Below are 15166 nucleotides of genomic sequence, written 5' to 3'. Positions count from 1 at the left end.
GTTTTGAAAGCTGAGCTCTGATCAATGCCGGTCTCGCTGCGGTTTGATCCGACCGAATCGAGCCTGAACCCTCCAGACTGAACGAGCCATTTGATGTTGTCGTGATGTACTTGCATCCGTTGCATCCTTAATTCATGACCCAATCCCCAGAGGATCAACATCCCGATCTTGAAGCCTTGCGCGAGGCGATCGGTAGCGGAGACCCTCTCCAGGCCATGCCGGCGATCACGCAGCTTCGCTTTTGTTCTGCCGAGGACGCCGTGCCCTTGCTGGTTCTTGGTACTGAACAGACTCCTTTTTTGGTGCGATCGCTCAGTTGCAGCGGGCTGGGATACAAGCAGAGCGAGGAGGGGTGGACCGTGCTGAGTCGTTTGGTTCAGGCGGACGCTGATCCCAATGTGCGTGCTGAAGCCGCGAATGCCCTGGTCAGTAATGGCGTGCAGCGCGCTTGGCCCCTGCTGAAGGATGTGTTCACAGTTGATCAGGCCTGGTTGGTGCGTTGCAGCATCCTGTCCGCCTTCGCCGAACAGCAGGAGATCGACCTCAAGTGGCTGTACGAGTTGGCCCAGGTGGCGATCAAGGATGCAGACGGCACCGTTCGGGTCAGTGGCGCCGAGATCCTGGGTCGGCTTGTGCGGGAAGCATCGGTGGGAGATCTAGGGAGAGACTCGCGCTCCCTGCTGCAATCTCTCCAGCAGGACGGTGATCACCGGGTGGTGGCAGCTGCTTTGAACGGACTGCAGACCTGACATCTCGAGCGTGATTGCTAGTTTTCAAGCATCACTAGGGGTGCCCCCGTTTTTTTAAAGCGGACGGGCTGAGATCACACCCTCGGAACCTGAACCGGGTCATGCCGGCGAAGGGAAGTGACCATCCGTGATCACACAGGCCTGAGCCGCCGCCCCTGGACTCACCATCGCAACTTTGATCATGCGCGCTGCTTGGGTGTCCTCCCGGACGGGACAGGCGAACGTTTCCCAAATTCATTACGCCCGGCAGGGGATGGTGACGGAGGAGATGCTTCATGTGGCCAAACGCGAGAACCTGCCTGAGTCACTCGTGATGGAGGAAGTGGCGCGTGGGCGGATGATCATCCCGGCGAACATCAATCACACGAACCTCGAGCCGATGGCGATCGGCATCGCCAGCAAGTGCAAGGTGAACGCAAATATCGGCGCTTCCCCTAATGCCTCCGATGCGGCGGAAGAGGTGAACAAGCTGAGGCTGGCAGTGAAGTATGGCGCCGACACGGTGATGGACCTCTCCACCGGAGGCGTGAACCTGGATGAGGTCCGCACCGCGATCATTGAGGCCTCACCGGTGCCGATTGGCACCGTTCCGGTGTATCAGGCGCTCGAGAGTGTGCACGGCTCGATCGAGAAGCTCGATGAGGATGATTTCCTGCACATTATCGAGAAGCACTGCCAGCAGGGCGTTGATTACCAGACCATCCATGCTGGCCTGCTGATTGAGCACCTTCCCAAGGTGAAGGGCCGGATCACCGGCATCGTCAGCCGCGGAGGCGGCATCCTGGCGCAGTGGATGCTGTATCACCACCGGCAGAACCCCCTTTTTACCCGTTTCGACGACATCTGCGAGATCTTCAAGCGTTACGACTGCACCTTCTCTTTGGGTGATTCCCTGCGCCCTGGCTGTCAGCACGACGCTTCCGATGCAGCGCAACTCGCTGAGCTCAAGACCCTGGGTGACCTCACCCGCCGCGCCTGGAGGCATGACGTTCAGGTGATGGTGGAGGGCCCTGGCCATGTGCCGATGGATCAGATCGAGTTCAACGTGAGAAAACAGATGGAGGAGTGCAATGAAGCGCCCTTTTATGTGCTGGGCCCATTGGTCACCGACATCGCTCCGGGTTACGACCACATCACTTCGGCGATCGGTGCCGCCATGGCGGGTTGGCATGGCACGGCGATGCTCTGCTATGTGACCCCGAAGGAGCACCTGGGTCTGCCCAACGCCGAGGATGTGAGGGAGGGCTTAATCGCTTACAAGATCGCTGCTCACGCCGCCGACATCGCACGACATCGCCCTGGTGCCCGCGATCGTGATGATGAGCTCAGCAGGGCCCGTTACGCCTTCGATTGGAACAAGCAGTTCGAGCTGTCTTTGGATCCTGAGCGGGCCAAGGAGTATCACGATGAAACGCTGCCGGCCGACATCTACAAACAGGCCGAGTTTTGCTCAATGTGCGGACCGAAGCACTGCCCGATGCAGACCAAGATCACGGATGAGGATCTCGAAGGCCTGGAGAAGGTGCTGGAATCCAAGGGTGCGGCTGAGCTGACGCCGGTCAAGTTGGACAAGCTTGACTGAATAATCAAGCTCATAAACAGCCTTGGGTTATGTGTTGCATCAATTCCCTGGATTTGCACTTTTTATAGAGCAAACTGCCTTTTTTGATCGGTTGAACATAGATTATTTACTTATAAATGCTTGATAAAATAAGGGCAGTATTTAAGTTGGAAATTAAATTTAAAGTTTTCGATAATTTATTAATCGATCTTTTTGAAAGTCTTCCCTAGTCTGCCTTTGCAATGGCTAACACCGCACCAACATCCACCTCTCGCTTTTGTTGATGAAAGCATTAACGCTACAAAGAGAGTTTTTATGATATCAAATGAAATTTAGAATCTTCATTCAATTTGTCATTTTTAAGTCAATCAACGGAATTGATTTCAAATATAACACGTAAATCAATTTTGATAGCTCTTTTGAGTGGTTTTGATTATGGCATGATTAATAATCTAGCGTAATGATTATATTTTTTAAATAAATTTTTTTATGATTCTCTCAAGCTTTATTTTTTAGATTTTTCTGAGTAGCCTTGTAATTAGACAGCATTTAATAGCAAGAGAAATCTATATGCAGATAATGAAATTTTGCGATTTAACTAAAAGTTTACTGTTGAAATTTTTGGGTAAACGTTTTCAGGAATTATCAACTTATGAATTGATTCAAGGAATAATGCTGCTAGTAAAGATATACGGACATAAGATACCCGTTCCCCGGCTACGTATTTTTTGATCATTTCTTTGAAGTAAATAAAAAAATTATGAATCTTTCCTTATTCTTATTATCTTGTGGTTTGGTCTATAAAGGATATAATTTTGTCAATGGTATAAGTATATGGCAAATCTAAAGAATATTAATGTAGTGTAAAGCATAATATTTATGTTGCCAAAACCCCGATGATAAGCTGCAGGACAACTTTTCTAAGATTTGATTACAGTCTTAATTTCATTTCTAGGCAAGAAATTAGTGGCAGATCTAAAGTAATTATTTCTAAATTGATCTTGCGAGGGACTTTTGCCCGTAATGAGTAATGTTAAAATAAAATTTTACCTTAAATCTTAGATTTTTTCAAGAAACGCAGCCATAGTTGGTGTTTGCTTTCAGTCTTGAGTTGTTGTGAGTGAGACTTGCTTTATCATTGGCGTGTAAAATGAAATATTTTGCATTCCTCACTCATTTATTATAGATGTTTAAGACGATTATTAAGTCTTTGACGATTTAATTTTTATATAGATTTTTGTATACAATTGTAATTCAATGCTTCAATTTATTATAGAAAGACATTACAAATAAGACTATAAATTAGTAAATTAAAAAAAGGAACAATCTCAGGTGATATTTTTTTGTAATATACGATCTAAAATCTTTCATAACACACATCCACTGGGTTCTCAAGACATTTTGGACTTTTTTTCGCTAACTGTGGGTTTCAAGGGATACTCCGAAATATTGCTCAAAGCCTTGGGGAGTAAGATCAAATCCAGAGGCTCTGTTAGAGAGCCAAAATCCTTTCATTTGCTAAAAAGTGAAAATTCTTGTCACAGGCAATCAAGGTTACATTGGAACAGAACTTGGGAAACAATTAAAAGAATGGCGTTCCGGATTATTCCTTTGCGGACTAGACACAGGAATATTTTTAGGATGCATAACGGCCAATGGGAGGATTGGAGATACTTGCTATGACGTTCAATATAATCTTGATGTTCGTGATATTCGAAAAGAACATCTTGAAGGGGTTGATGTTGTTGTTGCATTGGCTGCTGTATCGAATGATCCAATAGGTAACAATTTTGAAATTGCTACAAGAGATATTAATTATGAAGCAAATATTCGCCTAGCAGAATTGTGCCTTAAAAATGGCGTCAAAAAGTATATATTAGCTTCTAGTTGTAGTATATATGGTGATGGCGGCAACAGTGCGAAAATTGAGTCTGACAAAACTAATCCACTAACTGCATATGCTCGATCAAAAATAGAATGCGAAAGTTATCTTTCCACATATTATTCTAACGCAGAAATGGAATTCATCTTTCTTAGATTTTCAACTGCTTGTGGAAAGTCTGATCGTTTGAGGCTTGATTTAGTTCTTAATGATTTTGTAGCTTGTGCAGTCGCTCACAAAAAAATAACAGTTCTAAGCGATGGTAGCCCATGGCGACCTCTAATTGATGTAGAAGAAATGTGTAAGGCTATTGCTTGGGCTATAGATTATGAAGTCACAGCTAATACTGGTAAGAATCACTTGAAAATTAATATAGGTTCAAACTCCTGGAATTTTACTGTCAAGCAATTGGCTTGCTTGGTTGCAGATTTAGTTGGTGGCTGTAAAGTTCAAATAAATCAAGATGCTCCTGCTGACAAGCGCTCTTACAAAGTAGATTTTTCACTTTACAAATCAATATCTGGTTCTTTTTATCCTTCAAAATCAATTGAAACCACAATAAATGAACTTATTCAAGTGACTGGTTCTTTGAATCTAGACAATGTTAATATAAGGACGAGTTATATGGTTAGGTTGGTGCACATCAAAAAGTTGATTGATAGCAACACTTTATCAAGCGATCTAAGATGGCTTAATTATTGATATGGGCAATAAGTTGGTAATTATTGGTGGAGGAATTGTAGGCATTGCTATTGCCCGAGAGCTTTCCTTTTCCAGTCAGTTCAGTCAAATAAGTGTGATTGAAAAAGAAACCCATCTTGGCATGCATTCTTCTACTAGAAATAGTGGAGTAATTCATGCTGGCTTCTATTATGATCCAAACTCTTTTAGAGGTAGATTTTGTTCGGAAGCAAATAAAATAATGCGCGATTATTGTAGGCGAAATGAAATACCAGTAAATCGTTGCGGTAAGGTCGTTGTTGCTAAAAATGAAGATGAAGGGTTGATTTTGCGTGAGTTGTATCAACGGGGACTTGCAAATGGTGCAAAATTAGAATTATTAAACGCTGAATATCTTCATAAAATCGAACCACTTGCAAAAACGTTTAAAAAGTTTTTGTGGTCACCCAATACTTGGAGCGCTTCACCGAAGCATTTGCTGAACTCACTTGTCAGAGAATGTAAAGACAGAGGTGTTGAATTTATATTTAATTTTGAGGTTTGTGTGATTAAAGAAGAGTCTATTGCTTCAAAAAAAGGAGGCATTATTCCTTTTGATTTTTTGATCAATGCTGCGGGTGGATATTCATTGAAATTAGCACATAGAGCTGGGCTTGATACAGATTATGCAATCTTGCCTTTCAAAGGTTTATATCTAAAAAGCAAGCGGAAGTCAAAAAGTTTTGCAAGGCATATTTATCCAGTTCCAAGTCTAAAGCAGACATTTTTAGGTGTTCATACAACTCTAACTTTTGATAATTTTTTGAAGCTAGGTCCGACCGCAATACCAGTAATTAGCCCCGAAAACTATTCGCTTTTTCAAGGAATTACTTTTGGCGATTTTATGGAGGTGCTTCCTCTTCATATTTCGCTTTTTTTTCAGAATACATTTGGATTTCGGGATCTAGCATGGCGTGAGTTGAAGTATTTAGCTAAAACTCAAATATTAAATTCAGCCAATAGTCTTCTTAATGCTAAGCTTACCCCTGAAGATTTTGATTGGTATAGTCCTGGTATACGAGCTCAGCTTTTCGACAAGAGTAATAAAACTTTGGTATCTGATTTCGTTGTCAAAGAAACTGATAATTCTATTCACCTTTTGAATTGCATTTCTCCAGCCTGGACCTGTTGCTTCAAGACTTCGAGATTTATTAGCGAAAGAGTCTCTCAAAAGTTGACCCGTTTGAAATAATATTTTCAATGACCGTCTAAGTGCTCCGGCCATTTTATTTCTTGTGATTTATCTGAAAGTTGTCCAGGACTTGTAAAGGTTTTCTTCGGTGAATGTCTTCGCTGTCTGTTTAATTGACTCTGGAAGTTGTGGCTGTAATTAATAGTAAAGTCATCTTTAATGGCCTACTTATTAGAAGTGTCTTGAGGAGTGTAGTATTTGATTGTCAAAGGTTGCAGCGGTCAAATCCGCATATATGAAAAAAATTATGTCTTGGTTTGGGTCTTGCGAGCGAGGGGTGTATTGTTCTATGGCTAATTATACACTTATGAAAAATTTTAATTCAAGAGTGAAGGCTTATGAGCTTTGAGTTGCGCAGAACCCCAATTAATGGACTCTTCGAGTTGGTTAGTGTTGAATTTATAGATTCTAGAGGCGCTTTTTTAAATGCTTTTCGTGCACAGGAAGACATCTTTAAAAAATGTTGGGGCGATCGTACCATCTCTCAGGTGAATCTGAGCCGTACAGATGAGGTTGGAACAATAAGGGGGCTGCATTTGCAAGCCTTCCCAAATAGCGAAGCAAAGCTGGTGCGTTGTCTCAAGGGGCGGGTTTGGGATGTTGCTGTTGATCTTAGGGACTCTTCCACCCAATATGGTCGATGGCATGCGATAGAGCTAAGCCCTTGTTGCGGGAATGCTCTATTCATCCCAGAAGGCTTTGCCCATGGTTTCCAGGTCCTTGAACCCGGAAGCGAAATCCTTTATTTGCATTCTGGTCGCTGGGTACCGGAGTCTGAAACTGGTGTGCGATGGGATGACCCCCATTTGGCTATTCCTTGGCCCTTGCCAGTCTCTGACATGAGTCCTCGCGATCGCAGCCTTTCTTTTCTCTCGACCTGATGTCCCATTACTGTCGCTACTCTTGTTTGCCTCTCACTCATGAAGTGATTGATCTTGGCCACCAACCACCTAGCAACGCTTATCTCAGGCCTGATCAGCTGAAGCTGCCTGAGACAACCTATCCGCTAAAGGTATTTGTTTGTACAACTTCCTGGTTAGTACAGCTACCGGCACACTCTTCCGCAGATGAACTATTTACTGCTGATTACGCTTACTTTTCGAGTACATCTACTAGCTGGTGCATCCACGCCAAACGATTTGTAAACGCAGCGGTGGAGCGCTTGAGCCTTGGGCCTAAGAGTTATGTGGTAGAGCTGGCATCAAATGACGGCTACTTATTGCAATACGTTAAAGATCTGGGTATACCTTGCCTTGGGATAGAGCCCACCCATTCCACGGCTGAGGTCGCACGAGCAAAGGGCATCGAGACAATCGAACGTTTCTTCGGGGTTGCACTTGCTGAACAACTTGAGCCTGCAGATTTAGTTGTTGCAAATAATGTCTTACCGCATGTCCCCGATATTAATGATTTTGTTGCTGGCATTTCTAGGATTCTTAAGCCTAAAGGACTCGCTTCAATAGAGTTTCCACATTTGCTTCGATTACTCTTAGGTAATCAATTTGATACAATCTATCATGAGCATTATAGCTATTTAAGTTTGCATGTAGTTATGCGCATCGCTGCAGCCGCTGGTCTTATTGTTGTAGACGTCGAGCAGCTGCCCACCCATGGGGGCAGCCTTCGGGTTTGGCTTGCACACCAAGATAGCATTCCTAAAGACTTTTCTCCGGGAATGAGAGCTGTTCTGGCTGCAGAAGATGCTGCGGGTCTTGAAACTGTTGAGGCTTATTTAGGTTTTCAGCAACGAGCTGAAGCCGCCAAAAATGATCTATTGGAATTTCTCTTAAAATCTAAACGTCAAGGCAGACGTGTACTTGGTTATGGAGCAGCAGCCAAGGGTAATACACTCCTCAATTATGCCGGAATTCGTTCTGATCTCCTTCCTGCCGTAGCTGACCGTGCTTCCAGTAAGCAAGGTAAATTTCTTCCTGGTAATCACATACCTATTATAAGTCCCGAGCAGCTCTCAACTGAGACTTTTGATTCACTTCTAATACTTCCTTGGAATCTGATGGATGAGCTAAGGAGCCAATTCCCTGGCAAACAATTAGTGACTGCTATACCTGATCTCCGAATATGGTCCGGCACTTAACAATCTGCAAGTCCAGATAAATGACATTAATTGAAATTTTCCTTCTATTTCTAATGAGATACTAGTGATGTCGATTTTATCCCTAAAAAATTAATAACCCAGGCGAGAAGGATGCATTGGAACACTTAGTGATAAAAATTTATTTCACGTCTTGATCTATGCGATTCATTTGTGTCTTAGAAATAGCCTTGCATAAAAAAATAATTTACGGCTAATTTATTGAATCGGGTAACTTGAATAAATTTAAAAGCTATAGGATAAAATTTTGATTTGATGCCTTCAAGGCACAGGACCTCTCTTACTTCCTTGGCATAGAGACGAGATGCCTAGATAAGTGTTTTTGATTTACATGGGATTCCCTTGGGTTGCTATAGTTGATTATGTTTTTATTTATAATTTAGTACAATGACTACTGAAAACTCCATAACCGTCTTAGGGGCCAAAGGTTGGATAGGTTCAGCGTTAGTTGCTGAGCTAAAGGGCCAGGGAAGATCGGTTAGAGCTATTACTCGTAAAAGTTTGTCTGATTGGTTGTCGAATCATGATTCCTATGGTCCTGTCATTTATACCATTGGTCTTACATCAGATTTTCGACACAGGCCTCATGAAACTGTCGAAGCCCACGTGTCGTTACTCAGTCAAGTATTGCGGAGGCCTGGCATTGAGAAGCTTGTTTTGCTATCTTCAACTCGTGTGTATGCACGAGCCTTAGATACAAGTGAGACCACTATATTACCTTGCTTAAGCTCTGATCCATCGGATATTTATAATATTTCTAAGCTTTTAGGCGAGGCTTTGCTTCTACAGGATTCTCGTCCTGGATTAAAAGTTGTAAGACTTAGTAATGTTGTTGGTCCTGGACAGCCTCCCAATACTTTCCTTGGAGCTCTTCTTGCAGAGGCCACTGCTAAGGGGTCGGCGACCATTGTGCAGCCAGAAGATACATCCAAGAATTACGTTGCGTTGGATGACGTAGTAAGATTACTACCAGCGATTGCTGAGCGGGGTCGCCAGCGTATTTACAATTTGGGAAGTGATCGAAATTCATCCCATAGGGAGGTTGCGTTGTGGCTAATGAGGCAAGGTGTAAACGTTCGTTTTGCCTCTCGAAATGAGACCAGAAATGGACTAAGCTTTTCTCCTCTTGTAATTGATCGATTAAGCGCAGAATTTGAATCGCCATCATGTCCTTTTAGTTAGTCCGGAATTTTTATTATCTCAATCAAATGACTCTACAGTTCGAGTACGATGAATCCGCAGGAATAGTGAGGTTTCAGGGCCATGAGTTTTCTCTTGATGATCCAAAAGCTTTTGATCTTGTAAGTAAGGCTTGGTTAAGAGTGGGTTGGGATACAAAATATGTGTATAGCTTTAGCTGGTTAGGACGTCCAGTCATTCAACTCCCTGAGGACATGTTGCGAGTTCAAGAAGTGATCTACGATATAAAACCAGATGTTATTGTGGAAACGGGTGTTGCTCATGGAGGTTCTCTTGTTTTTTATGCAAGCCTATGTGCCTCTATTGGAAAAGGTCGTGTGATAGGAATTGATATTGAAATCCGTTCGCACAATCGTACAGCCATTGAAGAGCATCGTCTTAGCCCTTTGATCTATTTGGTTGAAGGCAGTTCTATTGATCATGTAGTTGTTCAATCTGTTAAGGATCAAATAGGCGCTTCTGAGACTGTTCTTGTTCTTCTTGATAGTAATCACTCTAAGGATCATGTTCTTGCGGAGTTAGAGGCGTATTCAGCCTTGGTTAGTCCCGGTAGCTACATTGTCGCTTGCGATGGGATTATGCAGCAGTTAGTAGGGGCACCACGTACTGCTGAACATTGGTCTTGGGACAATCCTCTAAGCGCTGTAAAGGAGTTTCTCCAATATCACCCTGATTTTGAATGCGTTGAGCCTGCCAGAGTTTTCAATGAAGGAAGTATTTCTAATCGTGTAACATATTGGCCAAAAGCTTTTTTGCGGAAACAAATTAATTGAATTTTTTCATATCTGTTGTTTTCAAAGTGCTCGCTTTTTGCGAGTGTAAATTATCTTTCTAAAATTTGTATATTTTCCGGTGAATTTTTCAAGTTGGTTATGTTCTTAGTGTTTTGGTTGAAGCCGATTTGCTCTGTTAAAGGGTTTATTTTCCATATAAAATCGTAAAACTGGGTTTCTGATTGGAACTGGGTTTTTGATTGGAACTGGGTTTTTGATTGGAAACGGTGGCCACTGCTTTCTCGACAGCTTGGACATATTTTCTTGAGCCTCTTCAAGATTATTCAAAGTAATCATTTTCGATATGGCGCGCATCATTTTAGTTAATAAATTATTTGATGACGCGAAGTTATTTATCATTGGGCTATTGGTCCCAGGTTTTCCATGGCGCTTGGCCATCGGCCCATAGTTGTTCTAGTTTTTGTTGATCACGCAATGTATCCATTGGTTGCCAGAATCCATTGTGAAAGAAGGCGTTTAGTTCTTGTTTTTTCGCTAAAGTTTTTAAAGGTTTTTCTTCCCAGCTGCACCAATCGTCCTTTATGTGGTCAAGTGAATTTGGCTCTAAAACGAAAAATCCCCCATTGATCCAGCCTCCATCTCCAACTGGTTTTTCTTGGAAATGACTTACTAAATTATCATTCGTTTTAATTGCTCCGTATCTTCCTGGGGGCTGAACCGCTGTTAGCGTAGCTTGTTTTCCTGCTTGTTTATGGTTTTCAATTAAGGCCCTAATATCTACGTTTGCCACTCCATCGCCATAGGTGAAGCAGAAAGTGTCTTGAATATATTCGCGGACGCGTGCCAACCTCCCCCCTGTCAATGTTTTCTCCCCAGTATCAACCAGTGTGACTTTCCACGGCTCTGCTTTTTGTTTGTGGATCTCCATTCGGTTGACGTCCATGTGAAATGTTACGTCACTTGTGTGGAGGAAATAATTCGCAAAATATTCTTTGATCATATAACCTTTGTAACCACAGCAAATTACGAATTCGTTAATTCCGTATGAGCTATAGATTTTTAAAATATGCCAAAGTATTGGTTTTCCTCCAATCTCTACCATTGGTTTTGGCCTCAAATAAGTCTCTTCAGCTAATCTGGTGCCGTAGCCGCCAGCAAGGATTACCGCTTTCATGATTTGATTGGTTCCGATGCTGCAAACAATAGTTTCAAAATTTTGTAATGTTTTTAGATTTTATGGTATTTGCGACACGAATTGATTGGGGAGAAGCCTTGCTTGGGTGCAAGGCTTTTATCTTCGATAAAAACGGATTTAACAATTATTCCACTAGAAGTGCCTTGGACTTGGCCACCACGTTTTCAACGGTGAAGCCGAATTCCTTCATGCAGGTTCCGCCTGGAGCTGAGGCCCCGAAGCGGTTCATCGTGATGCTGTCTCCATCGAGACCGATGAAGCGGTGCCAACCGAAGGATTCAGCGGCCTCCACCACAATCCGCTTACGGACGGCATTGGGCAGTACTTCTTCCTTGTAGGCGTCGCTCTGCTCGTCGAAAAGTTCGACGCAAGGCATCGAAACAACGCGGACCTTCTTGCCTTCAGTTGTGAGCTGCTTGGCTGCCTGAACGCAGAGATCCAGTTCGGTGCCGGTGCCGATCAGGATCAGATCGGGCGTTCCATCACAGTCCTCGAGGATGTAACCGCCCAGGGCCACCTTGTCTGCTGAGGAGTTGGTCTGGTTGGCCATCCCTTGACGGCTGAGGCAGAGGGAGCTGGGGCGCTTGCGGTTGGTGATGGCGATCTTGTAGGCCCCTGTTGTCTCGTTTCCGTCGCCGGGACGGAACACCAGCATCCCCGGCATGGCACGAAGCGAGGGAATGGTCTCGATTGGCTGGTGGGTCGGGCCGTCCTCTCCCACACCGATGGAATCGTGGGTGAGCACATAGATCACACCGAGCTCGCTCAGCGCCGATAGGCGCATGGAGCCACGCATGTAATCAGCAAACACCAGGAAGGTTCCGCCGTAGGGGATCAAGCCGCTGTCGTGGTACGCGATGCCGTTGAGCACGGCGGCCATGGCGTGCTCCCGCACACCGAAGTGCAAATAGCGCTTCTCAGGGGTTTCCGGCTGGTAAGAACCGGTTTCACCCTTGATGTCTGTGTAGTTGGAGTGGGTGAGGTCGGCGGAGCCGCCGATGAGTTCAGGCAGGTTTGGTCCGAGGGCGCCCAGGCAGATCTGGGAATGTTTGCGGGTGGCCAGACCCTTGTCGTCGGCGGTGTAGCTCGGTAAGTCCTTGTCCCATCCTTCAGGGAGCTCGCCGCGCAACATTCGCTCGAATTCAGCAGCTTCGCTGGGGTACTGCGTTCGATAGGTGGCGAGTGTCTGGTTCCATTCGGCCTCAAGGCTGGCGCCCCGATCGATGGCCTGCCGGAACTGGTCGTAGGCCTCCTGAGGTATTTCAAAGGGGCCGTAGCTCCAACCGAGTTGCTTGCGGGTCAGATCCGCTTCCTCTTCTCCCAAGGGGGCGCCGTGTACCCCGGCTGTGTCGCCCTTGTTCGGGGAGCCGTATCCGATGGTGGTTGTGATCTTGATGATCGATGGCTTGTCTGTGACCGCTTTCGCCGCTTCGATCGCTTTGGCGATGGCATCCACATCGGTGTTGCCGTCGGCCACATGCTGAACATGCCAGCCATAGGCTTCGTAGCGCTTCAGGACGTCTTCGGTGAAGGACACATCCGTGCGGCCATCGATGGTGATGTGATTGTCGTCGTACAGGGCAATCAGCTTGCCCAGTTTCAGGTGACCCGCCAGGGAGGCGGCTTCGGAGGCCACACCTTCCTGGTTGCAGCCGTCACCCATCACCACATAGGTGTAGTGATCCACAACCGTGGCATTGGGCTTGTTGAATTTGGCCGCCAGATGGGATTCGGCGATTGCCAGGCCGACCGCATTTGAAATACCAGCGCCCAGGGGGCCGGCTGTGACTTCAACCCCGGGAGTCTCAAAGGTTTCTGGGTGGCCGGGGGTCTTGGAGCCCCATTGGCGGAAGGTTTTGATGTCGTCGATCGTCACCGAGTCGTAACCGGTGAGGTGGAGCAGCGCGTAAAGCAGCATGCAGCCATGGCCCGCTGACAACACGAAGCGGTCCCTGTTGAACCACTTGGGATTCTTCGGGTTGTGCTTCAGGAATTTGTCCCACAGGGTGTACCCCATGGGGGCACAACCCATGGGCAGGCCGGGATGCCCGCTCTTGGACTTGTTGACCGCATCAACCGCCAGGAAGCGAATGCTGTTGATGCAGAGCGTGTCGAGAGAAGCGGGAGCAGCGACCATGGTTGTAAAGGAAATTGGGTAAGAGTTTGACCGATGGGAGTGGCGTCGCCGCTCAGCGCATCTGTCGAAGGGCAAGGCAGACGTTGTGACCGCCGAAGCCAAAGGAGTTGGACAACACCGTTGTCAGTTTGTGATCCCGGGCGGTGTTCGGTACGACATCCAGGTCACAGTCAGGATCTGGATTGCTGTGGTTGATCGTGGGTGGCACCACACCGTTTTGGATCGCGAGAATGCAAGCTACGGCCTCGATACCGCCCGATCCACCGAGCAGATGACCGGTCATCGACTTGGTGGAGCTCACCGGAATCTGGTGGGCACGATCCCCCAGCGCAGTTTTGATCGCAGATGTCTCGTTTTTGTCGTTCGCCGGAGTGCTGGTGCCATGGGCATTCACGTAATCCACCTCGGAAGGGTCGATTCCGGCATCGCTCATCGCCAGTCGCATCGCTTCGGCCCCTCCGACCCCGCCAGGGGTTGGTGAGGTGATGTGGTGGGCGTCACAGGTCATCCCGTAACCGATCACTTCGCCAAGGATCGAGGCGCCGCGGGCCTGGGCATGCTCCAGCGTCTCAAGCACCAGGACGCCGGCCCCTTCTCCGATCACAAAGCCATCCCGTTCGGCATCGAAGGGGCGGCTTGCCGTTGCGGGGTCGTCGTTGCGGAACGAAAGCGCCTTCGCACTTGCGAAACCCGCCACACCGAGGGGAGTGATCGCTGATTCAGCACCTCCGCAAACCATCGCATCGGCCTTGCCGAGCTGCAGCAGCCGAAACGCGTCACCGATCGCGTTGGATCCAGCGGCGCAAGCCGTGGCGACCGCTGAACTCGGCCCCTTGGTGCCGAGAGCGATGGCGGCCAAGCCAGTCGCCATGTTGGGAATCATCATTGGCACCGTGAACGGGCTCACCCGCCCGGGGCCCTTGCCTTCGAGCACATGGGCCTGGGTTTCCATGGTCAGCAGACCACCGACGCCTGAACCAATGATCACGCCGATTCGCTCTGCGTTTGCATCTGTGATCGATAGACCGGCATCAGCAATCGCTTGCTTGGCCGCGACCACCCCGAACTTGCAGAATCGATCCCAGCGCTTCGCCTCTTTGGGCTCAATCAATCCGGACGGGTTGAACGCTTTCACCTCCGCCGCAAAACGGCAGGCATGAGACGACGCGTCGAACAGGCTGATGGCTTCGACTCCGTTCTTGCCGGAGGTGATGCCATCCCAGTAGTCCTGAACCGTGTTGCCGATCGGTGTAACCGCGCCGAGCCCTGTAACCACGACGCGATGAAGACCGTCCACCATGCCGTTCCTCAGGCCTGCTTGTCTTCGATGTATTTGACGGCATCGCCCACGGTGGTGATGCCCTCGGCCGCTTCATCGGGGATTTCGATGTCGAATGCTTCTTCCAGGGCCATCACAAGTTCAACGGTGTCCAGGGAGTCAGCGCCCAGGTCGTTCTGAAAGTTGGATTCCGGCTTCACCTCAGCAGCATCAACGCTGAGTTGCTCCGCAACGATCGACCGCACTTTTTCGAGGATCGCTTCCTGGGACATAGCCGTGGCAACGGGACGCTGCATCCTACGGGCACGCCTTAAGACCCATGGATTGGGCGTCATTAACAACAGTGACGGCCCACGCCACAGGGTGCGTCATGGCAAGTACGTTTGGACCCAAGCCATCGATCA

The 15166-nt window shown here is 47.0% G+C and carries 12 protein-coding genes and 1 riboswitch; of the genes, 8 read left to right on the top strand and 4 right to left on the bottom strand.

The window, feature by feature from the left end; genetic code table 11:
• The first annotated feature begins 134 nt into the window (after window positions 1-134).
• The 8 genes from SIB64_RS00845 (at window position 135) to SIB64_RS00810 (ending at window position 10190) form a co-directional block, all read left to right on the top strand.
• The gene (locus tag SIB64_RS00845; protein ID WP_413441461.1) at window positions 135-749 is read left to right on the top strand and encodes a HEAT repeat domain-containing protein; all 615 of its coding nucleotides are present in this window, start codon (window positions 135-137) and stop codon (window positions 747-749) included.
• Window positions 750-775: 26 nt separating this feature from the next.
• Window positions 776-882, top strand: a riboswitch (TPP riboswitch).
• 48 nt (window positions 883-930) lie between these two features.
• A complete protein-coding gene (gene thiC / locus SIB64_RS00840) occupies window positions 931-2331 on the top strand; it encodes a phosphomethylpyrimidine synthase ThiC (protein ID WP_413441460.1) in 1401 nt (466 codons plus the stop codon).
• Between the two features lie 1504 nt (window positions 2332-3835).
• Window positions 3836-4894 (top strand): SDR family oxidoreductase, encoded by a 1059-nt coding sequence (locus SIB64_RS00835; RefSeq protein WP_413441459.1) that lies wholly within the window; start codon window positions 3836-3838, stop codon window positions 4892-4894.
• Between the two features lies 1 nt (window position 4895).
• Entirely contained in the window at window positions 4896-6104 is a 1209-nt protein-coding gene (locus tag SIB64_RS00830) for an NAD(P)/FAD-dependent oxidoreductase (protein ID WP_413441458.1), read from the top strand.
• 350 nt (window positions 6105-6454) lie between these two features.
• Window positions 6455-6985: a dTDP-4-dehydrorhamnose 3,5-epimerase family protein gene (locus tag SIB64_RS00825; RefSeq protein WP_413441457.1), complete on the top strand. Its 531-nt coding sequence runs from the start codon at window positions 6455-6457 to the stop codon at window positions 6983-6985.
• Entirely contained in the window at window positions 6985-8199 is a 1215-nt protein-coding gene (locus SIB64_RS00820; protein ID WP_413441456.1) for a methyltransferase domain-containing protein, read from the top strand. Before SIB64_RS00825 ends, SIB64_RS00820 begins: the two co-directional genes overlap by 1 nt.
• Window positions 8200-8604: 405 nt before the next feature.
• Complete coding sequence (locus SIB64_RS00815; protein ID WP_413441455.1) at window positions 8605-9399, top strand: NAD-dependent epimerase/dehydratase family protein; 795 nt, start codon at window positions 8605-8607, stop codon at window positions 9397-9399.
• Window positions 9400-9425: 26 nt separating this feature from the next.
• Window positions 9426-10190, top strand: a complete 765-nt coding sequence (locus SIB64_RS00810; protein ID WP_413441454.1) for a cephalosporin hydroxylase family protein — start codon at window positions 9426-9428, stop codon at window positions 10188-10190.
• Window positions 10191-10554: 364 nt separating this feature from the next.
• On the opposite strand, the gene rfbF is transcribed toward SIB64_RS00810, so the two are convergent.
• The 4 genes from rfbF to acpP form a co-directional block, all read right to left on the bottom strand.
• On the bottom strand, window positions 10555-11325 hold the full coding sequence (rfbF, locus tag SIB64_RS00805; protein ID WP_413441453.1) for a glucose-1-phosphate cytidylyltransferase: 771 nt from the start codon (window positions 11323-11325) through the stop codon (window positions 10555-10557).
• A 145-nt stretch (window positions 11326-11470) separates the two neighbouring features.
• The gene (gene tkt, locus SIB64_RS00800) at window positions 11471-13483 is read right to left on the bottom strand and encodes a transketolase (RefSeq protein ID WP_413441452.1); all 2013 of its coding nucleotides are present in this window, start codon (window positions 13481-13483) and stop codon (window positions 11471-11473) included.
• Window positions 13484-13535: 52 nt separating this feature from the next.
• A complete protein-coding gene (gene fabF / locus SIB64_RS00795) occupies window positions 13536-14783 on the bottom strand; it encodes a beta-ketoacyl-ACP synthase II (RefSeq protein WP_413441451.1) in 1248 nt (415 codons plus the stop codon).
• A gap of 8 nt (window positions 14784-14791) precedes the next feature.
• Window positions 14792-15034 (bottom strand): acyl carrier protein, encoded by a 243-nt coding sequence (acpP, locus tag SIB64_RS00790; RefSeq protein WP_413442808.1) that lies wholly within the window; start codon window positions 15032-15034, stop codon window positions 14792-14794.
• Window positions 15035-15166 lie beyond the last annotated feature (132 nt).

This window comes from Synechococcus sp. MIT S1220 (genome assembly GCF_047303025.1).
Taxonomy (GTDB): Bacteria; Cyanobacteriota; Cyanobacteriia; order PCC-6307; family Cyanobiaceae; genus Parasynechococcus.
The sequence above is the reverse complement of the archived record's forward strand: the minus strand, read 5'-3'. Positions and strand labels throughout refer to the sequence as shown.

Excerpts from the sequence above, each read along its gene's own strand:
- SIB64_RS00845 (WP_413441461.1), top strand. The coding sequence starts at position 135 with ATGACCCAATCCCCAGAGGATCAACATCCCGATCTTGAAGCCTTGCGC.
- thiC (WP_413441460.1), top strand. The coding sequence starts at position 931 with ATGCGCGCTGCTTGGGTGTCCTCCCGGACGGGACAGGCGAACGTTTCC.
- tkt (WP_413441452.1), bottom strand. The coding sequence starts at position 13,483 with ATGGTCGCTGCTCCCGCTTCTCTCGACACGCTCTGCATCAACAGCATT.
- SIB64_RS00810 (WP_413441454.1), top strand. The coding sequence starts at position 9,426 with ATGACTCTACAGTTCGAGTACGATGAATCCGCAGGAATAGTGAGGTTT.
- rfbF (WP_413441453.1), bottom strand. The coding sequence starts at position 11,325 with ATGAAAGCGGTAATCCTTGCTGGCGGCTACGGCACCAGATTAGCTGAA.
- SIB64_RS00830 (WP_413441458.1), top strand. The coding sequence starts at position 4,896 with ATGGGCAATAAGTTGGTAATTATTGGTGGAGGAATTGTAGGCATTGCT.
- acpP (WP_413442808.1), bottom strand. The coding sequence starts at position 15,034 with ATGTCCCAGGAAGCGATCCTCGAAAAAGTGCGGTCGATCGTTGCGGAG.
- SIB64_RS00820 (WP_413441456.1), top strand. The coding sequence starts at position 6,985 with ATGTCCCATTACTGTCGCTACTCTTGTTTGCCTCTCACTCATGAAGTG.
- fabF (WP_413441451.1), bottom strand. The coding sequence starts at position 14,783 with ATGGTGGACGGTCTTCATCGCGTCGTGGTTACAGGGCTCGGCGCGGTT.
- SIB64_RS00815 (WP_413441455.1), top strand. The coding sequence starts at position 8,605 with ATGACTACTGAAAACTCCATAACCGTCTTAGGGGCCAAAGGTTGGATA.